This window comes from Kitasatospora aureofaciens, assembly GCF_001188955.3.
Classification (GTDB): Bacteria; Actinomycetota; Actinomycetes; order Streptomycetales; family Streptomycetaceae; genus Kitasatospora; species Kitasatospora aureofaciens.
Genome location: NZ_JPRF03000031.1, coordinates 22088 through 46716, shown reverse-complemented (window position 1 = coordinate 46716; position 24629 = coordinate 22088). Strand labels below are relative to the sequence as shown.

Genomic DNA, 24629 nt, shown 5'->3' with positions numbered 1-24629 from the left:
AGTCCCCCGAGCAGTCCCCTGGACCGCGCCCGTGCCGGCTCACGCCGGATCGACCGGACCGTCGTCCTCGACGCCGTCCGGATCCTCCTCGGGCTCCTCCCCCGCGCACAACGAGAGCACGGCGGCCCCGTACTTGTCCAGCTTCATGGCGCCGACCCCCGAGATCAGGGCCAGTTCCTGGCGGCCGGCGGGCACGTCCTCGGCGATCGCCATCAGGGTCGCGTCGGTGAACACCACGTACGCCGGGGCGCCCTGCTTCTTCGCCTGCCGGGCCCGCCACTCGCGCAGCCGCTCGTACAGCGCCTCGTCCATCGTGGACGGGCAGTCCTCGCAGCGGCGCAGCTTGCGTTCGACGGCATCGGTGAGCGGCTTGTCGCAGACCCGGCACTTGACCGGGCCGCGGACCCGCCGGGCGGCCGAGCGCTCGCCGGGCTCGACGCCACCCCGCCCGCCCCGCGCGCCGGTGCGTGCGCCCGGGGCGGAGGAGCCGGGGCGCAGCCCGTCCATGAAGCGGCTGGGCTTGCGGGAGGCGCGGCCGCCCGGGGAGCGGGAGAGGGCCCAGGAGAGGCTGAGGTGCTTGCGGGCGCGGGTGACGCCGACGTAGAGGAGGCGGCGTTCCTCCTCGATCTGTTCGTCGGTCTTGGCGTAGATGATCGGCAGGGTGCCCTCGGTGAGGCCGACGAGGAAGACGGCGTCCCATTCGAGGCCCTTGGCGGCGTGCAGGGAGGCGAGGGTGACGCCTTCGACGGCGGGGGCGTGCTGGGCGGCGGCGCGGGCGTCGAGTTCGGCGACGTAGGCGGCGAGGTCGGTGCCGAGGCCTTCGGCGGTGCGGGTGCGCTCGAACTCCTCGGCGAGGCGGACGAGGGCGGCGAGGGATTCCCAGCGGTCGCGGACGGCACCGGAGCCCGCGGGCGGTTCGGGGGTGAAGCCGCGGCTGGCGAGGACGGCGCGGACCTGGCCGGCGAGGTCGGGGGCGCCGGCGGTGAGCGGGTCGGCGGCGGCGCGGGCGGCGCCGCGCAGCAGGACGCCGGCGTCGCGGACCTCGGGGCGTTCGAAGAACCGTTCTGCGCCCTTGAGCTGGTAGGGGACGCCGAGGTCGGCGAGGGCCTGTTCGTAGACCTCGGACTGGCCGTTGGTGCGGAACAGGACGGCGATCTCGCTGGCGCGCACGCCGGTGGCGAGGAGGTCCCTGATCCGGCGGGCGGTGGTCTCGGCCTCGGTGGGTTCGTCCTCGTACTCGGTGTAGACGGGTTCGGGGCCGGCCTCGCGCTGGGAGACGAGTTCGAGGCGGTGGCGGGCGGCCTCGCCGCGGGCCTGGGCGAGCAGTCCGTTGGCGAGGTGGACGACCTGGGGGGTGGAGCGGTAGTCGCGGACGAGCTTGACGACGGTGGCGTCGGGGTGGCGGCTGCGGAAGTTCAGCAGGTAGTCGGGGGTGGCGCCGGTGAAGGAGTAGATGGTCTGGCTGGCGTCGCCGACGACGCAGAGGCTGGCGCCGCCGCCGGGGCCGGTCCACTGGTCGAGCAGGCGCTGCTGGAGCGGGGAGACGTCCTGGTACTCGTCGACGGTGAAGTGCCGGTACTGGTTGCGGACCTGCTCGGCGATGTCGGGGCGGTCCTCCAGGATGGCGGCGGTGAGGAGCAGGACGTCCTCGAAGTCGATGTTGCCGCGACGGCTCTTGGTCTCCTCGTAGACGCGGTAGACCTGGGCGGTCTCGGCGGGGTCGCGGGGGGCTTCGCGGCCGGACTTGGCGACGGCGGCGGGGTAGTCCTCGGGGGAGGTCTGGGTGACCTTGGCCCATTCGATCTCGGCGGTGAGGTCGCGCAGTTCGGTGCGCTGGACGCGCAGTCCGCAACGGCCGGCGGCCTCCGCGACGAGCTGGACCTTGCGTTCGAGGAGCTGGGGCACCGGGCCGCCGACGGCGCGGGGCCAGAAGTACTGGAGCTGGCGCAGGGCGGCGGCGTGGAAGGTGCGGGCCTGGACGCCGTCGGCGCCGAGCTGGCGCAGTCGGCCGCGCATCTCGCCGGCGGCGCGGGCGGTGAAGGTGACCGCGAGGACCTGTGCGGGCTGGTAGACGCCGCTGCGCACGCCGTAGGCGATGCGGTGGGTGATGGCGCGGGTCTTGCCGGTGCCGGCGCCGGCGAGGACGCAGACGGGGCCGTGCAGGGCGGTGGCGACGGCGCGCTGTTCGGGGTCGAGCCCGGCGAGCACGGCGTCGGGGCCGGTGGCGGCGCCGGGGTCGGCCCAGGGGGAGCCGTGGGGGGCGTCGTACGGGCTGCCGCTCAAGAGGTCTTCCTGCATGCGTTCCATCTTCTCAGCCCGGTGGGACAACGGGGGCGGGGTTGTCCACAGGCCCGGTGTGATCGCAGGATGATCCCTCCGCATCCCTCCGCATCGCTCCGCATCGCCGCGTCCCGTTCGGGGTCGCCGCTGTCGGTACGGGCGCCGGAATGCCGGCCGCCCGGTGGACGTTGCGGCTGTGAGACCGTACGAACCCCTCTTCCGAAGGAGCCCCCTCGATGTCCGGCACCGTGACGATGTACAGCACGACCTGGTGTGGGTACTGCAACCGACTCAAGAGCCAGCTGGACCGTGAAGGCATCGGTTACACCGAGATCAACATCGAGGAGGACCCGGCGTCGGCGGCCTTCGTGGAGTCGGTGAACAACGGCAACCAGACGGTGCCGACGGTGCTGGTCCAGCCGGTGGGCGGCGGCGAGCAGGTGGTGATGACGAACCCGAGCCTGATCCAGGTCAAGAAGGCCCTGGCCGCCTGACCGGGCGTCGGGACGGCCGGCCGGGGTCGGCGAGCCTCACGGCGCGTCGGCCCGGGCCGGGTCGACGGGGGTGGCGGGGGCGGGCAGGGTGGTGCGCGCGCTGAGGTCGCCGATGCCGTAGACGAGCCGGCTGCGGTCGGCCGAGTAGCGGGTCTCGATGACCCGGACGGGGCCGCGCCGGTCGTAGGTGACCCGGGTCTGGACCACGAGCGGGACGCCGGGGCCGCCCTGGAACCACTGGGCCTCCTCGGGGCCGGGCATCCGGGCGACGAGGTGGTCGACGGCGCCGATCTCGGTGCGTCCGAGGGCGGCGAGGACGGCTTCGTCCCCGCCCTCGACGGGGTCGGGTTCCATCAGCGGGGTGCCGGCGGCGAGGCCGGCCCGGTAGTGGCTCTCCTCGATGGAGTACGGCTCGCGGTCGAGCAGGCGCAGCTGGCGGCGGACCACGATGGTCTCGCCGGGGCGCAGTCCGAGGCGTTCGGCGATGTCGACGCGGGCCCGGACGATCATCATCTCGAAGTCGGTGCTGAGTTCGCGCCCGGCTTCGGCGGCTTCGCCGAGGTAGACGTCGGAGGGTGCGGCGAGGCAGTCGCGGGGTGCCGGGGGCAGGGTGGGGCCGTAGGCGTGGTGGTCGAGGACGGGGTGTTCGCGCAGGTAGGTGCCCTTGCCCTGGAGGCGGACGAGGCGGCCTTCGTTGACCAGGACGTCGACGGCGAGCCGGACGGTGTTGCGGGCGACGCCGTACTGGCGTTCCAGTTCGCTCTCGACGGGGAGGGCGGCGTCGGTGGTGAACTCGCCTTCGGCGATCCGGCGGCGCAGGTCGGCGGCGAGGCGCTGGTATTTGGGGGATTGGGCGGTGCCCCGGGGGATTGTCACCCGAGTGAATGTAGCGAGCGCGGTGACGCGGTTTCAGCCGTTTCCGGCAATGTCGTCCGCGCGGGTCGGCGGTGGGGGCGTCGGAGGGCCCGGCGGTAGCAGAACTGGCCCGTCCGGCCACGAACAGCTGGTCGTGGCGGGTGCGGGAAGGGATGGAAAAGGAAATCGGGGGCGCGCACCTTGAGTCGCGCGCCCCCGCGGGCCCGGAACTCCCCGCAGTCGCCGGGGAATTCGTACAGGATTACCAGCGCGCCGCCGACGGCAGCGGCTCGCCGTACCAGAGTTCGACCAGGTGGCGGGCGATCGAGATGCCGGAGGGCGGCAGGATCTCGCCGGCCTCCATCCCGGCGCGCAGCTCCTCGCGGGAGAACCAGCGCGCCTCGGCCAGTTCCTCGCCGTCCACGGTGATGTCGGTGCCGCCGGGCAGGGCCTTGCCCATGAAGCCGAGCATCAGGGAGGACGGGAACGGCCAGGGCTGGCTGGCGACGTACCGGACCTCGCCGACCCGCACCCCCGCCTCCTCCTGGACCTCACGGGCCACCGCCTGCTCGATCGACTCCCCCGGCTCGACGAAGCCGGCCAGCGTGGACCAGCGGCCCTCCGGCCACAGGGCCTGGCGGCCGAGCAGGCAGCGGTCCTGCTCGTCGGTGATCACCATGATCACCGCAGGGTCGGTGCGCGGGTAGTGCTCGGCCGCGCAGGAGGTGCAGCGCCGCACGTGCCCGGCGCCGGCCTTCTCGGTCGGGTGGCCGCAGCGCGAGCAGAAGCTGTGCAGCCGGTGCCAGTGCTCCAGGGCGACGGCGTGCACCAGCAGGCCCGCGTCGCGGTCGGACAGCAGCGCGCCGACCTCGCGCAGGCCGGCCGGGCGGGCGTCGCCGTCCAGCCGCCCGGGCAGGCTCTCGCCGGCCAGCGCGAAGTAGGAGACGCCGTCCTCGTCGGTGCCGAGGAAGTAGCGGTCCCCGGTCTGCGGCGCCTCGAAGGAGGGCAGCAGGACGAGTTCGGTGCCCTGCGCGGTGTCGACGACGAAGGCCTCGCCGCCGGCGATCGGCAGGACCCGGGTGGTGGGGTGGCTCCAGGCGGCGGCCAGCCAGGGCTCGTCGAACCGGTGCTCGGCGGCCCGGTCCACCCCCGCCCTGGCCAGGGCCAGGGCCTGCGGGCGCTCGGTCTCAGGCACGGTGCTCACTTCGTTCCATCCCCACGTGGTGAATCATCCGGATGAGTGATCTGACTGCGATGTGCGCGAAGGGGCCCACAACGCGCGGGCCCCACGGCACGCGGGCCGACAGCGCGCGGGCCCACACGAGGCGCGCCCGCAGCGCGCGGGCTCACGCGCCGGGCCGGAAGTTCTCGGCCAGGTCGCCCCACAGGTAGGCGGCGGTCTCGACGCCCTTGGCCAGCAGGTCCAGCTCGACCTTCTCGTTGACCGAGTGCCAGCCGTCCGAGGGCACCGAGATGCCGAGGAACAGCACCGGCGCGCCCAGCACGTCCTGCAGGTCGGCCGCGGGGCCGGAACCGCCCTCGCGGGTGAAGAGGATCTTCTGCCCGAAGGCGCGGCCCATCGCGCGGACGGTGGACTGCAGCGCCGGGTGGTCCAGCGGGGTCAGGCAGGGCCGGGTCGCGCCCGGGAAGACCAGCTCGTACCGGATGCCCTCGGGCACCTGCTCGGCGACCCAGGTCCGGACGGCCTCGCGGACCTTCTCCACCTCCTGCCCGGCGACCAGCCGGAAGGACAGCTTGAGGTGGGCCGAGGACGGCACGATGGTCTTGCCGCCGGGGCCGGTGTAGCCGCCCCAGATGCCGTTGACCTCGGCGGTCGGACGGGCCCAGACCCGCTCCAGGGTGGAGTACCCGGCCTCGCCGCGGGTGCCGTACGACTTGGCGACGCGCAGCCACTGCGCCTCGTCGAAGGGCAGTTCGGCGAACAGCTCGCGCTCGCGCTCGGTCAGTTCCACGATCCCGTCGTAGAAGCCCGGGATCGCGACCCTGCGGTCGTCGTCGTGCAGGGCGGCGGCCAGTTCGGCCGCGACCTGGGCCGGGTTGGGGACGGCGCCGCCGAAGGAGCCGGAGTGGATGTCGGTGTCCGGCCCGTACAGGTCGAGCTGGGCGTCCGCGAGGCCGCGCATGCCGGTGCACACGGTCGGGGTGGTCTCGGACCACATGCCGGTGTCGGAGATGACCACCACGTCGGCGGCCAGCCGCTCGGCCTCGCGCCGGACCAGGTCGGCGAAGTGCGGCGAGCCGGACTCCTCCTCGCCCTCGATCAGCAGCTTGAGGGTGACGGCCGGCGCGGTGCGGCCGGTGGCGGCCAGGTGGGCGCGAACGCCGAGGGTGTGGAAGAAGACCTGGCCCTTGTCGTCGGCCGCGCCGCGCGCGTACAGCCGCTCGCCGACGACGGTCGGGGTGAAGGGGTCGGTGTCCCAGCCGTCCTCCTTGGCGGCGGGCTGCACGTCGTGGTGCCCGTAGACCAGCACGGTCGGCGCGGACGGGTCCCCGGACGGCCACTCGGCGAACACCGCGGGCAGCCCGTCGGTCTCCCACACCTCGGCGACCGGGAAGCCGGTCCCGCGCAGCTTGGCCGCCAGCCACTCGGCGGAGCGGCGCACGTCGCCGGCCCGCTCGGGGTCGGCGGAGACCGAGGGGATGGCCAGCCACTCGGAGAGGTCGGCGAGGAACGCGGCCTGGTGCTGGTCGATGAAGGAGCGGACGGCGCTGTCCGGGGTTCTCGTCATACCGACGACTGTAGTTCGCCCGTGCGGGTGCCCGCCCCGGCCCTCCGGGTGCCGGACGCCGTCGGGGCTGTAACCTCCGTCACCCCCGTCGCCTCCACCGCCCCCGCAACCGCTGCCACCCCCGCCTCCACCGCCCCCGCAACCGCCGTCACCCCCGCCGCGGCCGCGCGGACAGGGGTGACGGGGAGCAGCCGCCGGTCTCAGCCGGTGCGGCGCAGCAGCGAGATCCGCGAGCGGGTGAGCAGCGCGGCCAGCGCCGCCGCGAGCAGCGGCAGCACCACGACGGTGGCGGCGATGGTGGGCCAGGGCAGGACCACGGACGACTTGTCGGCGAGTTCCTCGGGGCTGATGCCGGGGTAGTCGGCGGCGAGGCCCTGGACCTTGCGCAGGGCGACGGCGGGCAGGAGTCCGCAGACGGCGCCGAGCAGGGTGCCCATGGCGGCGATGACCCCGCACTGGAAGCCGGAGAGCGAGCGGCGGATGCGTGGTTCGGCGCCGACCGCGGCGAGCGTGGTGAGGTCGCGTTGGGAGTCGGCGGCGGCCAGTCCGGTGGCGATGCCGGCCGCGCCGAGGGCGACGAGTCCGGCGAAGCCGGCCAGGCCGAGGCCGACGAGTCCGGCCTTGGACTGGTAGCCGCGTTCGACGCTGAGGACGGTGTGGTCGGTGAGCTTGGCGAGGGCGCCGTCGGCCTTCTGCTGGTCGCCGTCGGAGGGGGCCGTGCCGGGCAGCCAGACGGAGCCGGCCGGCCTGGTGGTGAAGCCGAGGCGGGTGGCGGTGTCCGGGCTGATCACGAGCTGGCCGGGGGCCGGCATCGCGGAGGGGGCGAGGACGGCGTCGACGGTGGTCTCGATGTTCTTCGGCTTGGTGCGCGCGCCGTCGGCGCCGGTGGTGATCGGCTCGCTGTACCGCAGGACGACCTTGCCGTTTTCGAAGTAGCGCGGGTCGAAGACCACGGCCTTGCCGGCGGTGAGGGCCTGGCCGGCGGCCGGGTCGGTGACGCCGTAGAGGTTGCGCAGCAGGTTGGCGTCGCCGGCGGTGAGGTCGCCGTACTGGCTGCCGCGGCGTTCGTTGACCTGGCAGCGCGGGTCGGTGCTCATCACGCGCTTGATCTCGCCGGGTTCGACCGGGTCGTCGGTGTCGCGGTCGAAGACCGGGCAGCGTCGTTCCTTGGGCGGCATGACCTGGATGTAGCCGCAGGGGTTGCCGTCCTGGCAGTCGCCCTTGTAGTCGACGTGGGAGACGTCGGCGCGCGGGCCGAGGGCGGTGATGCTGCGTTCCACGGTGTCGCGCATCTGCGGCAGCAGTTTGGTCTCGGTGCCGGTGCCGTAGCCGGTGCCGAGGATGACGGCGCCGGGCGGGCCGGCGGCGACGTACTCGCGGCGGTACTGCTCGTCGTAGCTGGCGAGGTAGACGTTGACGGCGACGGAGCCGGCGACGGCGGCCATCACGGCGGCGACGGCGGGCGCGGTGCGGCCGCGGTGGCGGACGGAGTCGCGCAGGGCGAGCCGGGGGCCGAGCGGGAGCCAGCGGCCGAGCTTGCCGAACAGGCCGACGAGGTACGGGGCGAGGACGACCATGCCGAGTTCGGCGAGGAGTGAGCCGCCGAGGACGGCGAGGGTGCGGCTGGAGAAGCCGCTGGTCGCGCCGACCAGGGCGAGGGCGCTGCCGGCGCCGAGCATCAGCAGGCCGAGCAGGGCGAGTTTGCGGCTCGGTGGCTTGAGCGAGTCGCGGCCGGTGAGGGCGGAGACGACGTCCTGGCGGGAGGCCTGGACGGCGGGCACGATGGCGGCGAGCAGTCCGGTGACGAGGCCGACCAGGAGGACGCCGAGCAGGTCGAGCGGCTGGAGGTTGAAGTGGCCGAAGCGGGCGCCGGAGTACTCCTCCGCGCGGGGGCGCAGCAGGGCGACCAGGGCGACGCCGAGGCCGAGGCCGAGGGCGGCGCCGGTGAGGCCGAGGACGATGCCGCCGCCGAGGACGACCGCGCGGACGTTTGCGCGGTCACCGCCCGCGGCGGCGAGCAGGCCGAGCTGCCGCCGTGAGCGCCGGGCCCCGACGGCGAAGGCGGGGCCCGCGAGGAGGACGATCTCCAGGAGGGCCATGCCGACGACGGTGGCGAGGATGACGACGTAGGTGCGGTCGAGCAGGGCGGTGCCGCTCTCGCCGTGGATCCGGTCCATCTCGACGTAGTAGGGCACGTCGGCGCGGGCCGGCGGGTGGAGGATGACGCTGCGGGAGGCGAGGACGAAGCCGTAGCCGTTGAGTTCGGTGACCTTGGCCCAGTCGAGGGTGGCGCCGGCGGGGAGCTTGACGAGCCAGCGGGTGGCGCCGGCGGTGTCGCGGCCGGAGCTGCCGGAGCCGCCGGGGAGCTTTCCGATCAGGGTGCCGGGGCGGGTGACGAGTTCGGTGCCCTTGAGGTCGCCGGGGTACTCGACGACGGCGGTGATGGTGAAGGGGGTGGACTCCAGGCCGCGGACGGTGGTGCGGTCGCCGATCCGCAGGCCGGAGCGGTTGAGGAACTCGCGGGTGACGGCGGCCTGTTGGTCGTTGGTGGGGGCGCTGCCCTCGATCACGTCGAGCCGGCCGTGCCAGACCGGGTCGGTCAGGTCGGCTTCGCTGGTGCGGGTGGTGAGCAGGCCCTCGGTGCTGCTGGCGGCGGTGTCCGGGCCCGGGGAGTCGGTCAGCAGGGTGCTGCCGGGCGGCAGCAGTTCCCTGGCGAGCCGGGCGGGTTCGGTGTCGCGGGAGCGCTGCTGCTCGGGGGTGTAGTGGGGGGCGGCGCCGTCCTTGGTCTCGTACTTGGGGTTGACGGCCAGGTAGGAGTGGTCGCCGGGGTCGGGGGCCTGCTTGACGGAGGCGCCGCGGTCGACCAGCTCCAGTTGGCCGTCGGCCTGTCCCATGGTGCGGACGACACGTTCGGCGGGTTCGAGGGTGGCGCTGCGGAAGAACACGTCGGCGCCGGTGACGCCGAGGACGGGCAGCGCGACCATGGCGACGACGAGGGCGCTGCGGCCCTTGGCGCGCAGGGCGTCGCGGCGGGCGATGCGCAGGGCGAGCCGCCAGGCTCCGGGCTTCACTCGTCCACCTTCCTGCTGTTGGCGGCGGCGCTGACGAGGAGGCTGGCGGCGTCCTGGCTGACGGACTCGTCGACCATGCGGCCGTCGCGCAGGAAGACGACGCGGTCGGCCCAGGCGGCGTGGCGGGCTTCGTGGGTGACCATCATGGCGGCGGCGCCGGCGTCGCAGCGGGCGCGCAGGACGGCGAGGACGGCTTCGCCGGTGGTGGAGTCGAGGGCGCCGGTGGGTTCGTCGGCGAGGACGAGTCGGCGCTCGCCGATCAGGGCGCGGGCGATGGCGACGCGCTGCTGCTGGCCGCCGGACATGTCGTCGGGGAAGCGGTCGGCGAGTTCGGGGATGCCGAGTTCCTCCAGGGCGGCGAGGGCCTCACGGCGGGCGGCTCGGGCGGACAGGCCGTCGAGTTCGCGCGGCAGTGAGATGTTCTCGGCGGCGGTGAGGGCCGGTATCAGGTTGTAGTCCTGGAAGACGTAGCCGATGGAGCGGCGCCGGACCTGGGCGAGCTTCTTGCGGCTGAGGGTGCCGAGGGCGACGCCTTCGACCAGGACCTGGCCGGTGGTCGGGGTGTCGAGGCCGCCGGCGAGGGTGAGCAGGGTGGACTTGCCGGAGCCGGACGGGCCCATGACGGCGACGAACTCGCCGGGGTGGACCTTGAGGTCGACGCCGCGCAGGGCCTGGACCTCGGCGGCGCCCTGGCCGTGGACGCGGGTGACGTCCTCCAGGTGCAGTACCGGCGCCTGCCGGGACTGGTCGGTGTGGGACACGGTTCCCCCCTCTGTACTGGGTACGGGCCCGGCGTTCGGGGCGCCGGGCCTGCGGATCGGGTGGCGGGGCCGCCCGGGGCCCGTCTCAGGCGCGGGTGCGGCGGCCGAGTCGGCCGGGCTTCCTGGCGGCGCCGTCGCGGGCGGCCTCTGCGGCGCGGGCCTGCTGGAGTTCGGCCTGTTGGGCGAGCCGGGTCTCGCAGTGGTCGAGCCAGCGGATCTCGGCCTCGGTCTGGAAGATCAGCTGGTCGAGGACGAGCAGCCAGGCGAGGTCGTTGCCCTCGGAGGGCACGGTGCCGGGTCCGGTCTCGCCGGCGAGGGCGCGGCCCTTGAGCCGGGTGTAGTCCTGCAGCGCCTTGATGCTGTGCCGGCGCTGGCCCTGGACGACGGCGGAGACGTCCACTCCGGGGACGGTCACGGCCATGGCGAGCTTGATCGCCAGTTCGTCGCGCGGGGGGCTGGTCCGGGGCACCGGGGTGTCGAACCAGGTCCGCAGTTCGGCGCGGCCGGCGTCGGTGACGGCGTAGAACTGGTGGCCCTCGTCGTCCTCCCCGGCGGCTTCGACCAGGCCGTCGCGTTCCAGCCGGGACAGCGTGGTGTAGACCTGTCCGACGTTGAGCGGCCAGGTGGCGCCGGTGCGCGCCTCGAACTCGGTGCGCAGCTGGTAGCCGTAGCGGGGGCCCTGGTCGAGCAGGGCGAGCAGACCGTGGCGGATGGACATACTCAGTATGTATACCCGGTATGCCCTCCGGCCTCAAGCCGCGCCCCCTCGGGTACCGTCGTGCGGTGTGAGCCAGTTGCGCATCGCCACCTTCAACCTGTTGCACGGTCAGCCGCTCGCCCCGGACGGCGCACCGCGGCCCTACCCGGCCGACGCGGCGGCCCCGCTGGCCGAGGCGATCGCCGCGCTGGACGCCGACGTGCTGGCCCTGCAGGAGGTGGACCGACACCAGCCGCGCTCCGGCGGCACCGACCAGGCGTCGGTGGCGGCCGGGGCGATGGGCGCGGGCGACTGGCGCTTCGCCGCCGCGCTGCACGGGCGCCCGGCGCCGGTGGCGGGCTGGGTGCCGGACCCGTCCGGGCCGAACGGCCTGCGGGTGTACGGGCCGGGCGAGGTCGGCGACGGCGCCCCGTCCTCGTACGGGACGGCGCTGCTGACCCGGCTGCCGGTGCGGCACTGGCGGGCGCGGCGCTTCGCCCCGGCGCCGTTCGGGCTGCCGCTGCGGGTGGCCGGGCGGCGCGGGCTGACCCCCGTGCCGGACGAGCCGCGAGCGGCGCTGGCGGCGGTGCTGGAGGGCGAGCGCGGGCCGTTCACCGTGGTGGCCGCGCACCTGTCCTTCGTACCGGGCTGGAACATGGCGCAGCTGACCGGGATCCGGCGCTGGATCGCCGACCTGCCGCAGCCGCACCTGGTGCTGGGGGACTTCAACCTGGTCGGCGCGGTGCCGCGCACGGTGCTCGGCGGGGCGACGGCGCTGGAGCGCACGGCGCCGCGGGTGCGGGTGCGGGAGCTGCGGGCGGCCCGGCGGGCCCGGCCCGCGGTGGTGGTGGAGCCGCGCCGGCGGCGGGTGCGGGAACCGCGGGCCCGGCTCCAGGGCTGGTACGACCTGGCGCGTACGCCGACCTATCCCTCGCACCGGCCGGCGGTGCAGTTCGACCACGTGCTGGCGGTGGGGGTGCCGCGCGCGGCGGTGGGCCCGGCGGCGGCGCCGCGCGCGGCGGTGTCGGACCACCGGCCGCTGCTGGTGCGGGTCTCGCTGTAGCGGGCTACCTGGTCGTCAGGACGCCAGTCTGCTGCGGCAGGTGGGCGATGGCGGGCGGGGTGGGCTCGTACTGCAGGAGCAGCATGGCCGCGTCGTCGCCGAGTTGGCGGCCGACGTGGCGCACCACGTCCTCGTGCAGGCGCTGGAGGACGTCGGCGGGGCGGCCGTCGGCGCAGCGCGGGAAGCGTTCGGCGAGCGGGTAGAAGGCGCCGGAGCGGTCGCGGGCCTCGATCACCCCGTCGGTGAACAGCAGTACCCGGTCGCCGCCGTGCAGCGGGACCCGGTGCACCGGGGGGTGGACGTCGGCCGGGTCGAGGACGCCCAGGGGCGGTACGGTCTCGGTGAGTTCGAGCGGGCGGACCAGTCCGCCGCGCAGCAGCAGCGGCGAGGGGTGGCCGCAGTTGACGAGTTCGGCGGTGCCGTCGGACCGCACCCCGATCAGGACAAGGGTGACGAACTCCTCCTCCACGCCGGGGTGGTCGTTCTCGTGCAGGGCCCGGTCGAGGCTGTCGGCCAGCCAGCCGGCCACCCGGTCGAGGGCGGGCTCCTGGTGGGCGGCCTCGCGGAAGGCGCCGAGGACGGCGGCGGCGGTCTCGACCGCGCCGAGGCCCTTGCCGCGCACGTCGCCGACCACGGCCCGGACGCCGTGCCGGGTGTTGACGACCTCGTACAGATCACCGCCGATGCGGGCGTGGGCGGCGGCGGCCTCGTAGTGGACGGCGGCGCGCACGCTGCCGACCCGTTCGGGGACGGGCCGCAGCAGCACCCGGCGGGCGATCGCGGCGACCAGCTGGGCGTCGGCCAGGGCTTGTTCCTGGCGCAGTCTCAGGGTGGCGCTGACCCAGCCGATCGTGGCGACCAGCAGGATCGCGATGACGCTGGCGGCGTGCACGGACTCGCCGAGCGCGTCGCTGCGGAAGGCCATCAGGAACGCCGCCGCCTCGGTGCACAGGCCGATGGCGAGCGGGTACCAGGTGCGGCGGCTGACCACGGCGGCCAGCGCGGGTACGGCGGTGAGGGCGGGTTCGACCGTCACCTCGGTGCCGCTGAGGTGGTCGAGGACGACGATCAGCGCCATGCCGATGAGGGGCAGCGCGAGCGCCGTCCTCGGCCAGGTGCCGGTCGCGCCCGGTGCGGGTCCCGGGGTCGGCCCGGTGAACCGCTCTCTGATCCATCCGGTCGCGCTCAACTTCGGTCTCTCCAGCAGAAGACGCCGATGCCCGGGGGCACCTGCGGTGATGACTGAGGGTCAGGGAATGCGGGCCTCGCTGGCGGCCGGAGCACGGGGGTTGACCGGTTACCGACCCCACAATAGGCACGAAACGTGTACGACGCACAGGTTTCGGGCGTCGGCGCGATGACTTGGATGCTCTGTGTGACTCATTAGTCACTGTTCCCGATCAGGAGCCGTTCCAACTCTTTTCGGTCGGGAAGTCCTTCCGGTCGTACGATCCGTCCGCTGCGGACGTACAGGAACGAGGCCGTGACCTGCTCGGGATCGACGCCCGCCTGCTCGGCCCAGGCGAGCCGGTAGACCGCGAGCTGCAGCGGGTCGGCCGTCTCCTCGCGGTGGGTCTTCCAGTCCACCACTTCGTAGCGTGACGCACCACCGGATTCCGTCAGCCCGTCACCGTCCCGGTAGACCGCGTCGATCCGGCCGCGCACCACCCGCCCCGCCAGCACCAGTTGGAAGGGCGCCTCGACCCGGTGGGGCCTGCGCTCGGCGTACGGGGTGCGCAGGAACGCCTCCTTGAGCCGTTCCAGGTCCTGCTCGTCCTCGATGCCGTCGTCGTCGGCGCCGGGCAGCGCGCCGGGCTCGATCAGCAGCAGCGGCTCGATCCGGGACTGCACCCAGGCGTGGAAGCGGGTGCCGCGCCGGGCCGCAGGCTGCGGCGGGCGCGGCATCGGGCGGGCCAGGTCGCGGGCGAAGCCGTCCGGGTCGGCGGCCAGTCGCAGCAGCTGGGTGGCGGACAGCGCGGGCGGCAGCGGCACCTCCCGGGCGGTGCGCCGGGAGCGCTCCAACTCGCCCAGCAGCGCGGTGAGATCGCGGTCCCAGGAGGCGACCTGGCGCTGGTCCTCGGCGGCCATCGGCTCCGGTTCGGGAGCGGGCGCTCCCCCGATCCTGCCGCGCACCACCTCGGCGACCCGGCGGCGGGCGTGCTGGGCGGCCGGGTCCAGCGGCAGCGGCCAGGGGCGTTCGACGGCGGCGGCCAGCGCCGGGTTCACGGCGCCCTTCTCCGGCGGCTCGGCCCAGTGCTCGACCTCGCCGGCGCCGGGCTGCTCGCAGTGCGCGCGCAGCTGCTCCAGGAAGGCGGAGGGGCCGCGGACGGTCTTCTGGCTCGGCCCCCACCAGTGCCCGGAGGCCAGCAGCAGCGAGCGGGGGCGGGTGAACGCGACGTAGCCCAGGCGCAGTTCCTCGGTGCCGGAGTGCTCGGCCAGCTCCTTCTTGAACGCGGCCATCGACTTGCTCGTCCAGCCGCCGCGCACGTCGGGCAGGGTGGCGGCGTCGCCGCGCAGGGCGTGCGGGAGCACCCGCTTGGTGCTGGTCCAGCGTTCGCGTGCGGTGCCGGACGGGAACGCGCCCTTCACCAGGCCGGGGACGGCCACCACGTCCCACTCCAGGCCCTTGGACTTGTGCGCGGTGAGCACCTTCACGGTGTCCTCGCCGCCGGGCAGGCTGCTGTCCAGGCCGCGCTCGTACTCCTGGGCGGCGCGCAGGAAGCCGAGGAAGGCGGCCAGGCCCGGGTCACCGTCCAGGTCGGCGAAGGAGGCGGCGACGTCCAGGAAGGCGTGCAGGGTCTCCCGGCGCCGGGCGGCCAGCGCCTGCGGGGAGGCCGCGAGTTCGACCTCCAGGCCGGTGACGGTCAGCACCCGGTGCAGCACGTCCATCAGCGGGTCGGCGAGCGAGCGGCGCAGTTCGCGCAGTTCGGCGGCGAGCCGGGCGAAGCGCACCCTGGCCTCGGCGGAGAACGGCAGGTCGTCGCTCGGATCCCCCTGCTCACCGGTTGGGGCGGTGAGGAAGGTCTCCACCGCGTCGGCGAGCGACACCACCTCGGTCGGGTCGGCCTCGGCGACGGCCGCGGCCAGCGCCTCCACGCCCTCGGGCCGCTCGGTGCGCACCAGTTCGGCGGCCCGGCGGCCGAGCAGGGCGAGGTCGCGCGGGCCGATCCGCCAGCGCGGGCCGATCAGCAGGCGCACCAGGGCGGCGTTGGCGGTCGGGTCCTGCAGCACCTCGCAGACCGCCACCAGGTCGGCCACCTCGGGCAGTTGCAGCAGGCCGCCGAGGCCCACCACCTCGACCGGCACCTCGCGGGCGACGAGCGCGGCGTGGATGTCCGGGAAGGCGGCGCCGCCCCGGCACAGCACGGCGATCCGACCGGGCGCGGTGCCGGTGCGCACCAGGTGGGCGATCGAGTCGGCGAGCCAGTCGATCTCCTCGGCGTGGGTGGGCAGCAGCGCGGCCCGCACGTAGCCGTCCTGTTCGGCGCCGGGGGCCGGGCGCAGCGCCTCGACGCCCTCGTGCATGGCGCGCAGCGGGGCGGCGAGTTCGTTGGCGAAGGCGAGCAGGAGTCCGCCGCTGCGCCGGTTCTCGCTGAGCGCGTAGCGCTCGGCGGGGCGGCCGTCGGCCTGCGGGAAGTGCCGGGGGAAGTCGTCGAGGTTGGCGACGGAGGCGCCGCGCCAGCCGTAGATGGCCTGGCAGGGGTCGCCGACGGCGGTCACCGGGTGGCCCGTGGCGCCGGCGCCGTCCCGGGAGGCCCCGAAGAGTCCGGCGAGCATGAGCCGCTGGGCGACGGAGGTGTCCTGGTACTCGTCGAGCAGGACGACCTTGAACTGGCCGCGCAGCAGGGCGCCGACCTCGGGGCGCTGCTGGGCGAGGCGGGCGGCGGCGGCTATCTGGTCGCCGAAGTCCATCAGTCCGGCGGCCTGCTTGCGGCGGCGGTAGTCCTCGACCAGGCGCAGCAGTTCCAGTCGGGCGCGGGCGGTGGCGGGGACGGCCCGCAGGTCGTCGTTGCCCAGCTTGACGGTGGCGAGGGTGTCGAGCAGTTCCTCGTCGTACGCGCGCAGGGCGGCGGGCTCGACCAGGTGTTCGGCGAGTTCGCCGTCCAGGGCGGTCAGGTCGGCGACGAGGTTGGCGAAGGTGCCGGTGAGGGCGGGGAAGGGGCCGCGGGCGGTGCGCAGCACCTTGGCGGCGAGCTGGAAGCGGGTGGCGTCGGCGAGCAGCCGCACGTCCGGCTCTATGCCGATGCGCAGGCCGTGTTCCTTGAGCAGGCGGCCGGCGAAGGCGTGGTAGGTGGAGATCTCGGGTTCGCCGAGCGGTTCGGTGTCGTCCCGGTCGGCGACGCCGGCCTGCAGCAGGGCGGTGCGGACGCGTTCGGCGAGTTCGCCGGCGGCCTTGTTGGTGAAGGTGAGGCCGAGCACCTCCTCGGGGCGTACGGCGCCGGAGCCGACCAGCCAGACGACGCGGGCGGCCATCACGGTGGTCTTGCCGGAGCCGGCGCCGGCCACGATCACGGCGGGGGCCAGGGGGGCGCCGATGGCCGCCGTCTGTTCCCGGTTGAACGGGATGCCCAGCAGCTCCTTGAGCTGGTCGGGATGGCTGAGCACGGCGGTCACCCCGCAACCGTAACCGGAGCGGCGGACAAGCCCTCATTCCACCAGCTGTGCCCCGTCGCGCTGGGCGGAGCAGCTGCGGCGGAAGCTGCAGCGGTCGCAGCCGCCGCCGGTCTGCGGGACGAAGCGTTCGGCGAGGACCTTGCCGGCGGCCTCGGCGAGCAGGTTCTCGATCCACGGTTCGCCCTCGGGCGGCTCCTGCCGCTGCACCTTGGGGGCGTCCGGGGCGGCCTTGGCGGCGGCCTCGCGCAGGTGGACGAGTTCGGCGCCGCCGGTGGCCGGAGGGCGTTCGGTGAAGCCGGGCAGTTCGTTGAGGGCGCCGGCCCGGACGGCGAGCTGGTAGACGGCGAGCTGCTTGTGCTCGGGCAGCGACTTGTCGGTGGGGATCTGCTTGCCGGTCTTGAAGTCGACGACGTAGGCGCGTCCGGCGTGGTCCCTCTCGACCCGGTCCATGGAGCCGCGGATGCGCACCGAGACGCCGCCGACGTCGAGGGTGACGTCGAAGCCGTGCTCGGTGGCGACGACGTCCCGGCCGCGTTCCAGGACGTGCCAGTTGAGGAAGCGCTCCAGGGCGGCGCGGGCCTCGGTCTTCTCCTGGTGGGACTTCCAGGGGGCGTCGAAGGCGAGGGCGTCCCAGACGGTGTCGAGGCGGGCCATGAGGACGGCGAGGTCGGCGGGGGTGCGGCCGGAGCCGACCTCGTCGGCGAGGGCGTGCACCACGTTGCCGAAGCCCTGGGCGGCGGTGCCGGCGCCACGGGCCCTGACCTCCTTGTCCAGGAACCACTGCAGCGAGCAGTTCTCCAGCTGTTCCAGGCCGCTGCCGGACAGCCGTACGGGCGCGTCGGCGCTGCGCAGCGGTTCGGGGGCGGCGGTGGGGTCGTCCAGGCCCCACCAGCGGTCGGGGTGGGCGGCGGGGACCAGCGGCAGGCCGTCCTCGTCGGTGGCGGCGGCGAGGACGGCGAGGCGTTCGGCGGCGGCGCGGCGCAGTTCGGGCGAGCGGGAGGGGTCGACGGTGACGGCGCGCAGCTCGGCGACCAGGGCGGCGACCGAGAGGGGGCGGCGCGGGCGGTGGGTGACGTCCTCGACGGTGACCGGCGGGGTGCGGCGCACGGTCTTGCCGGTGCGCGGGTCGACGTCCTCGCGGTAGAGCTCGCGCAGGAAGCGGGAGGGTTCGTCGCCGTCGTCGGCGGGGGCCTTGACGGCGGTGACGACCAGCCGTTCCCTGGCGCGGGTGGCGGCGACGTAGAAGAGGCGGCGTTCCTCGCCGAGCAGGGCGGCCGGGGAGAGCGGTTCGGCGAGGCCGTCGCGGCCGATCCGGTCGGCTTCCAGCAGGGAGCCTCGGCGGCGCAGGTCGGGCCAGAGGCCGTCCTGGACGCCGGCGACGACGACCAGGCGCCATTCCAGGCCCTTGGAGCGGTGGGCGGTCATCAGCCGTACCGCCTCGGGGCGGACGGTGCGGACGGTGAGGGTGTCGGCGGCGATGTCCTGGGCTTCGAGTTCGGCGAGCAGGTCGAGGGCGCTGCGGTGACCGGTGACCTGTTCCTCGGCGCGGGCGGCGGTCTCGAACAGGGCGCACAGGGCGTCCAGGTCGCGGTCGGCGTTGCGGCCGGCGGCGCCGCCGCGCAGGGCGGCCCGTTCCAGGCGTTCGCGCCAGCGGCGGCTGCCGTCCCACAGTTCCCAGAGGGCCTCCTCGGCGGTGCAGCCGCCGGCCAGCAGTTCGCGGACCTTGCGGAGCAGGGTGCCGAGGTCGCGGGCGCGGCGGGCGGTCGCCGGGTCGAGGGCGACCAGGCGCTCGGGTTCGGCGAGGGCCTCGCGGATCAGCTCGCCGGCCGGGCGCGGGACGGCGGCGGGGCGGCCGTCGGCGCGCAGGGCGGCGCGTTCCTCCTCGCGCAGGGCGCGGCCGAGGCGGCGCAGGTCGGAGCCGTCGAGGCCGCCGAGCGGGCCGGTCAGCAGGGCGTGTGCCAGGTCGGTGGTGAGCGGGTCGGGGGCGTCCGGGTCGCCCTGCTTGTCGCGGGCGGCCTGCTCGGCGCAGACCCGCAGGGCGAGCAGCAGTTGGGCGGCGGCGGGTTCCTCGCGCAGCGGCAGGTCGTCGCCGTCGATCTCCAGGGGGACGCCGGCCGCGCCGAGGGCCCGGCGCACGCCGGGGATGGAGCGGGCGCCGGCCCGGACGAGGACGGCCATCTCGCCCCAGGGCACGCCGTCCTCCAGGTGGGCGCGGCGCAGCAGGTCGGCGATCGAGTCGAGTTCGGCGCCGGGGGTGGGGTAGGTGTAGACCTCGACCCGGCCGCCCTCGCGGGAGGGCAGCAGGGCGCGGTGCTGGGCGAGTTTGTCGGCGGGCAGCCGGCCCATCGGCATCCGGCGGGCGAGTTCGCGGGAGGCGGCGAGCAGGACGGCGCCGGAGCGGCGGGAGACCCGCAGCACCTTGACGTCGGCGGGGCTGCCGTCGGCCTGCCGGAAGGTCTGGGGGAAGTCGAGGATGCCGTTGATGTCGGCGCCGCGGAAGGCGTAGATCGACTGGTCGGGGTCGCCGACGGCGACCAGGTCGCGTCCGCCGCCGGCGAGCTGGCGCAGCAGCCGGACCTGGGAGGGGTCGGTGTCCTGGTACTCGTCGACGAAGACGACCTGGTAGCGCTCGCGGAGCCGTTCGCCGACCTCGGGGCGTTCGGCGAGCAGGACGGCGCGGTGGACGAGTTCGGCGTAGTCGAGGACGCCGCGCAGGTCGAGCACGTCGAGGTAGTCGGCGAGGAAGTGCGCGGCGGCGGCCCAGTCGGGGCGCTGGACACCCTGGGCGAAGCGTTCGAGTTCGGCCTCGCCGAGGCCGAGTTCGCGGCTGCGGGCGAGGACGGCGCGGACCTCGTCGGCGAAGCCGCGGGTGGTGAGGCAGGCGCGCAGGTCGAGCGGCCACTGGATGCGCGTGCTGCCCGACTTGGCGTCCTCGGCGCCGCCGGCCAGCAGTTCGCGGACCATGACGTCCTGTTCGGGGCCGGAGAGCAGGCGCAGCGGTTCGGCGTAGTCCTCCGGCTCCTGGTGGGCGCGCAGCAGGGCGTAGCAGAAGGAGTGGAAGGTGGTGGCCTGCGGGGCGGCGGCGGAGCTGCCGAGCCGGCCGGACATCCGGTCGCGCAGTTCCGTGGCGGCCTTGCGGCTGAAGGTGAGGACGAGGATCCGTTCGGGGTCGGTGCCGTCCTGGATGCGCCGGGCGACGGCCTCGACCAGGGTGGTGGTCTTGCCCGTGCCCGGTCCGGCGAGGACGAGCAGCGGGCCGCCGGTGTGCTCGACCACGGCGCGCTGGTAGGCGTCCAGCTCGGGTGGGTCGGGCTGGACGAGCGGGCTGCGCACGAGCCGGTAGGGGGAACTCACGAACAAGGTCCTGGGTGGAGCGGAGGGGCATGGCCGGGGCGGGCCCGTCGGGGCCCGCCCGCATCGAGCCTACGATCCTGCCCCGTCAATCCCGTCCGTGGGCGGCGTTCGGTGAATTCTCCCGGCCGTCCCAGCGGGCCCGCCCGAGGTCGACGCGGGGCGGGTCGGCGAGTTCGCGCAGCGGGGTGCCCTCCTCGCTGTAGTGGGCGAGGGCGCGGTGTTCGTGCCCGGGCAGGAAGCGGCCGTCGGCGCGGATCACCCGCCACCAGGGCACGGAGCCGCCGTACAGGGCCATCACCCGTCCGACCTGGCGGGGCCCGCCCTGGCCGAGGTACTCGGCGACGTCGCCGTAGGTCATCACCCTGCCGGGTGGAATCCGCTCGGTCAGATCGAGCACCAGTTCGGCGAACGGCGGTAGGGCGTCCGGGACGCCGTCGTCTGTTACGTCCGTCACCTGCGGCATTCTTCCTTACAGGGACGCGTGCGCGGCCCCGTACGAACGACCCGCCGCGCCCGATCCGGCCCCTGTCCAGCACGGGGGGCCGGGGCATGCCACCATCTTCGGGGCGGTGAGTGGTGATACGAGGACAAGACCAGATGACCGGGACGGCTGACGTGGGCGTGGACAGGGACTCCGACGAGTCCGGCTCCGCCGTGCCCCCGGCCGCCGGCGACGAGCCCGAGGGACGGTCCGGGAACGGACCGACGCCGGAAGTCTCCCTGATCAAGGACCCTGTGATCAAGACCCCCACGCCGGAGAAGGCCCCCGGGTCGCCACCGCGGCCACCCGCCGCGGCGCCGCCCGCCCCCCGGACCGAGCACCACGACCCGCAGGACGACGCACCGCACCTGGACGTCGACGAGCCGCTGCTCGCCGCCCGCGCGCACCGCCCGTCCGACCTGATCCGCTTCCTGGCCGGGGTCCTCGGGATAGTCGCCGTCTTCGTCCTGGCCGGCATCGCCACCTCGACCACCAGCGGCATCGAGCAGGACATCGCCACCAACGCGCCGCACTTCTCGGCGGTGCTGTCCACCATTACCGGCCTGGTCTCCAGCGTCGCGGTGCTCGCCGTGCCGCTGGCCTTCGCGGTCGAGCGGCTGATCAAGCGCGACGGCCTGCGGGTCGCCGACGGCGTGCTCGCCTCGGTGCTCGCGTACGGCGTCTCGCTGGGCATCGACTGGTGGGTGGCCGAGGGCGCCTCCGAGCACCTGCGCGAGGCGCTGACCCGGCTGCCGCTGGACAGCAACAGCACCCTCACCGACCCGGTGCACGGCTACCTCGCCCCGGTGATCGCCTACATGACCGCCGTCGGCATGTCGAGCAGACCGCGCTGGCGGGTCGCCCTGTGGGTGGTGGTGGTCTTCAGCGGGGTCACCGAGCTGCTCGGTGGCTACACCACCCCGCTGTCGCTGCTGCTCACCGTGCTGATCGGCTGGTCCGTCGCGTACGGCACGCTGTACGCGATCGGCTCCCCCAACATCCGGCCCACCGGCCAGCACCTGATGATCGGCCTGCGCAAGGTCGGCTTCACCCCGGACGGCGCCCACCGCGCCCCGGACGCCCCCGGCGGCACCCGGCGCTACCACGTCACCCAGCAGGACGGCCCGCCGCTGGACGTCCACATCATCGACCGCGAGCAGCAGGCCTCCGGCTTCTTCTACCGGGCCTGGCGGCGGCTGCGGCTGCGCTCGGTCGCGGTGCGCCGCAGTCCGCAGTCGCTGCGCCAGGCGCTGGAGCAGGAGGCCCTGATCGCGTACGCGGCGGCTGCCTCGGGCGCCCGCGCGCCGCAGCTGGTGGCCACCTCCGAGCTGGGCCCGGACGCCGCGATCCTGGTGTACGAGAACGTCGAGGGCCGGACCCTCGACGAGCTCGCCGACGAGGAGGTCACCGACCTGGTGATGGCCTCGCTGTGGCGCTCGGTGGCCGCTCTGCACGAGCGCCGGATCGCCCACCGCCGGCTGACCGGCGAGTCGCTGCTGGTGGTGGACGAGAAGGCGGGCTGCCTGGTCAACCTCTCCGGCGGCGACATCGCCGCCACCGACCTGACCCTGCGCATCGACGTCGCCCAGCTGCTGACCACCTTCGCGCTGCGGATCGGCCCCGAGCGGGCCGTCGCCACCGCCAACGCGGTGCTCGGCGCGGACCGGGTCGCCCAGGCGCTGCCGCTGCTCCAGCCGGTCGGGATGAGCCGCTCCACCCGGATCGACCTCGCCAAGCTCACCAAGGAGCGCAAGGCCGCCGCCCGGGCCAGGGCGCTGGAGCAGGTCGCGGCCGGCGAGCGCACCCAGCAGCAGGCCGAGGAGGACATCGCGGCGGCCGGCGAGGACCTGCTCAGCCGCATCCGCGGCCAGATCCTGCAGATCGCCCCCGAGGCGCCGATGGAGCCGGCCAAGCTGGAGCGGCTGAAGCCGAAGAGCCTGATCATGGTGATCGCGCTCACCTTCGCCGCCTACCTGGCGCTGACCACCATCAAGCCGGCCCAGCTCAAGCTGTCCCAGATGAACTGGGCGTGGGCGGCGGCGGCCCTGCTGGCGGCCGCGTTCAGCTACGTCGCCGCCGCGATGAGCCTGACCGGCTTCGTCCCCGAGCGGCTGCCGTTCCGGCGCACCGTCGCGGCCCAGCTGGCCGGCTCCTTCGTGAAGCTGGTCGCCCCCGCCGCGATCGGCGGCATCGCGCTCAACACCCGCTACCTGCAGAAGGCCGGCATCCGCCCCGGCCAGGCGGTCGCCTCGGTCGGCGCCTCCCAGCTGGCGGGCCTGGCCGGGCACCTGCTGCTGCTGTTCAGCTTCGGCCTGATCACCGGCAGCCAGACCAACGGCGACCTCTCCGCCTCCCGGGCGGTGATCATCGGGGTGCTGACCGCCGCGGTGCTCGCCCTGGTGGTGGCCGCGGTCGCACCGCTGCGCCGCTTCGTCCTGGGCCGGCTGCGCTCGCTGTTCTTCGGCGTGGTGCCGCGCATGCTCGACCTGATGCAGACGCCCCGCAAGCTGGTCACCGGCTTCGGCGGCATCCTGCTGCTGACCCTGTCCTTCACCGCCTGCCTGGACTTCTCGGTGCAGGCCTTCGGCGGCACCGTCAGTTTCTCGGCCGTCGCGGTGGTCTTCCTGACCGCCAACGCGGCCGGCTCGGCGATCCCCACCCCGGGCGGCATCGGCCCGGTCGAGGTCGCCCTGATCGGCGCGCTGACCGTCGCGGACGTCTCGCCCGCGGTCGCCACCCCGGCGGTCTTCCTCTACCGGGCACTGACCTTCTGGCTGCCGGTGCTGCCGGGCTGGATCGCCTACAACGTGCTGCAGCGCAAGCACGCGCTCTGACCCGCGCGGCTTGCGACGAAGGAGGGCCCCACCGCCGAGCGGTGGGGCCCTCCTCCACGTACCGGCGGCGGTCTAGTAGACCGGCTTGTGCGGCTCGATCTGGTTCACCCAGCCGAGCACGCCGCCGCCCAGGTGGACGGCGTTGGCGAAGCCCGCCGCCTTGACCACGGCCAGCACCTCGGCCGAGCGCACGCCCGACTTGCAGTGCAGCACGATCTTCTTGTCCTGCGGCAGCTTCTCCAGGGCGTCACCCATGAGGAACTCGTTCTTAGGGATCAGCACCGCACCCGGGATGTTGACGATCTCGTACTCACCGGGCTCGCGGACGTCGATGAGGTAGATGTCCTCCTCGTCGTCCTGCCACTGCTTGAGCTGCTGGGAGGTGACGGTCGAACCGGCGGCGGCGGCCTGCGCCTCCTCCGACACGACGCCGCAGAAGGCCTCGTAGTCGATCAGCTCGGTGACCGTCGGGTTCTCGCCGCAGACGGCGCAGTTCGGGTCCTTGCGGACCTTCACCTGGCGGTAGTTCATCTCCAGGGCGTCATAGATCATCAGCCGGCCGACCAGCGGGTCACCGATGCCGGCCAGCAGCTTGATCGCCTCGTTCACCTGGATCGAGCCGATGGACGCGCACAGCACGCCCAGCACGCCGCCCTCGGCGCAGGACGGGACCATGCCCGGCGGCGGGGCCTCCGGGTAGAGGCAGCGGTAGCAGGGGCCGTGCTCGGCCCAGAACACGCTGGCCTGGCCGTCGAAGCGGTAGATCGAGCCCCACACGTACGGCTTGCCGAGCAGCACCGCGGCGTCGTTCACCAGGTAGCGGGTGGCGAAGTTGTCGGTGCCGTCCACGATCAGGTCGTAGCCGGAGAAGATCTCCATCACGTTGGAGTTGTCGAGGCGCTCCTCGTGCAGCACCACGTCGACGTAGGGGTTGATCTCCTTGACCGAGTCGCGGGCCGACTCCGCCTTGGAACGGCCGACGTCCGACTGGCCGTGGATCACCTGGCGCTGGAGGTTCGACTCGTCGACCACGTCGAACTCGACGATGCCCAGCGTGCCGACCCCGGCCGCGGCCAGGTACAGCAGCGCGGGCGAGCCGAGGCCGCCGGCGCCGACGCACAGCACCTTGGCGTTCTTCAGCCGCTTCTGCCCGGCCATCCCGACGTCCGGGATGATCAGGTGGCGGGAGTACCTGCGGACCTCGTCAACGGTGAGCTCGTCGGCCGGCTCGACCAGGGGTGGCAACGACACGGGGACTCCGATGGGTGTCTTGTTCAAATGGCCAAAGGGCCAGCCTCGGACGGGGTTGCTGCTCCGCCACGCGGGTGGCTCTCCAGACCAACAGTGTCACGCCCCTCCGGTATTCCGAGACAGC

15 protein-coding genes are annotated in these 24629 nt (G+C 74.2%); 3 read left to right on the top strand and 12 right to left on the bottom strand.

Translation table 11 applies throughout. The annotated features are described in order from the left end of the window. Window positions 1-39 precede the first annotated feature (39 nt). The gene (locus HS99_RS20290) at window positions 40-2307 is read right to left on the bottom strand and encodes an ATP-dependent DNA helicase UvrD2 (RefSeq protein ID WP_078938980.1); all 2268 of its coding nucleotides are present in this window, start codon (window positions 2305-2307) and stop codon (window positions 40-42) included. 209 nt (window positions 2308-2516) lie between these two features. Between HS99_RS20290 and HS99_RS20285 the strand changes: the two genes are divergently transcribed. Further along, window positions 2517-2774 carry a mycoredoxin gene (locus HS99_RS20285; RefSeq protein WP_030287501.1) on the top strand — a complete coding sequence of 86 codons (258 nt, stop codon included), beginning with the start codon at window positions 2517-2519 and terminating at the stop codon, window positions 2772-2774. 36 nt (window positions 2775-2810) lie between these two features. Here the strand turns inward: HS99_RS20285 and HS99_RS20280 are convergent, their stop codons facing one another. The 6 genes from HS99_RS20280 to HS99_RS20255 all read right to left on the bottom strand — a co-directional run bounded on the left by HS99_RS20280 (window position 2811) and on the right by HS99_RS20255 (window position 10929). After that, window positions 2811-3650 carry a GntR family transcriptional regulator gene (locus HS99_RS20280; protein WP_030287500.1) on the bottom strand — a complete coding sequence of 280 codons (840 nt, stop codon included), beginning with the start codon at window positions 3648-3650 and terminating at the stop codon, window positions 2811-2813. Between the two features lie 241 nt (window positions 3651-3891). After that, the gene (gene nudC / locus HS99_RS20275; RefSeq protein WP_030287498.1) at window positions 3892-4833 is read right to left on the bottom strand and encodes an NAD(+) diphosphatase; all 942 of its coding nucleotides are present in this window, start codon (window positions 4831-4833) and stop codon (window positions 3892-3894) included. A gap of 142 nt (window positions 4834-4975) precedes the next feature. Continuing rightward, window positions 4976-6379, bottom strand: coding sequence for a dipeptidase (locus HS99_RS20270; protein ID WP_030554411.1), 1404 nt, complete (start codon window positions 6377-6379; stop codon window positions 4976-4978). 200 nt (window positions 6380-6579) lie between these two features. Next, the gene (locus HS99_RS20265) at window positions 6580-9450 is read right to left on the bottom strand and encodes an FtsX-like permease family protein (protein WP_030554408.1); all 2871 of its coding nucleotides are present in this window, start codon (window positions 9448-9450) and stop codon (window positions 6580-6582) included. Further along, on the bottom strand, window positions 9447-10211 hold the full coding sequence (locus HS99_RS20260; protein ID WP_030287491.1) for an ABC transporter ATP-binding protein: 765 nt from the start codon (window positions 10209-10211) through the stop codon (window positions 9447-9449). The genes HS99_RS20265 and HS99_RS20260 overlap by 4 nt, the downstream gene beginning before the upstream one ends. 85 nt (window positions 10212-10296) lie before the next feature. After that, window positions 10297-10929 carry a PadR family transcriptional regulator gene (locus HS99_RS20255; protein WP_030287488.1) on the bottom strand — a complete coding sequence of 211 codons (633 nt, stop codon included), beginning with the start codon at window positions 10927-10929 and terminating at the stop codon, window positions 10297-10299. 67 nt (window positions 10930-10996) lie between these two features. Here HS99_RS20255 and HS99_RS20250 point away from each other — a divergent pair, with 67 nt between their 5' ends. Then, on the top strand, window positions 10997-11971 hold the full coding sequence (locus HS99_RS20250) for an endonuclease/exonuclease/phosphatase family protein (protein WP_063736195.1): 975 nt from the start codon (window positions 10997-10999) through the stop codon (window positions 11969-11971). 4 nt (window positions 11972-11975) lie between these two features. Here the strand turns inward: HS99_RS20250 and HS99_RS20245 are convergent, their stop codons facing one another. The 4 genes from HS99_RS20245 to HS99_RS20230 form a co-directional block, all read right to left on the bottom strand. Beyond that, complete coding sequence (locus HS99_RS20245) at window positions 11976-13160, bottom strand: PP2C family protein-serine/threonine phosphatase (RefSeq protein WP_050366590.1); 1185 nt, start codon at window positions 13158-13160, stop codon at window positions 11976-11978. Between the two features lie 194 nt (window positions 13161-13354). Next, window positions 13355-16585 carry an ATP-dependent helicase gene (locus HS99_RS20240; RefSeq protein WP_030554405.1) on the bottom strand — a complete coding sequence of 1077 codons (3231 nt, stop codon included), beginning with the start codon at window positions 16583-16585 and terminating at the stop codon, window positions 13355-13357. 33 nt (window positions 16586-16618) lie between these two features. Further along, on the bottom strand, window positions 16619-19939 hold the full coding sequence (locus HS99_RS20235; protein ID WP_030554402.1) for an ATP-dependent helicase: 3321 nt from the start codon (window positions 19937-19939) through the stop codon (window positions 16619-16621). A gap of 85 nt (window positions 19940-20024) precedes the next feature. Further along, entirely contained in the window at window positions 20025-20402 is a 378-nt protein-coding gene (locus HS99_RS20230; RefSeq protein ID WP_030554400.1) for an MGMT family protein, read from the bottom strand. A 134-nt stretch (window positions 20403-20536) separates the two neighbouring features. On the opposite strand from HS99_RS20230, the gene HS99_RS20225 reads away from it, so the two are divergent. Further along, window positions 20537-23254 (top strand): lysylphosphatidylglycerol synthase transmembrane domain-containing protein, encoded by a 2718-nt coding sequence (locus HS99_RS20225; RefSeq protein WP_078867498.1) that lies wholly within the window; start codon window positions 20537-20539, stop codon window positions 23252-23254. A 72-nt stretch (window positions 23255-23326) separates the two neighbouring features. Here the strand turns inward: HS99_RS20225 and moeZ are convergent, their stop codons facing one another. Continuing rightward, the gene (moeZ, locus tag HS99_RS20220; RefSeq protein ID WP_030287472.1) at window positions 23327-24505 is read right to left on the bottom strand and encodes an adenylyltransferase/sulfurtransferase MoeZ; all 1179 of its coding nucleotides are present in this window, start codon (window positions 24503-24505) and stop codon (window positions 23327-23329) included. Window positions 24506-24629 lie beyond the last annotated feature (124 nt).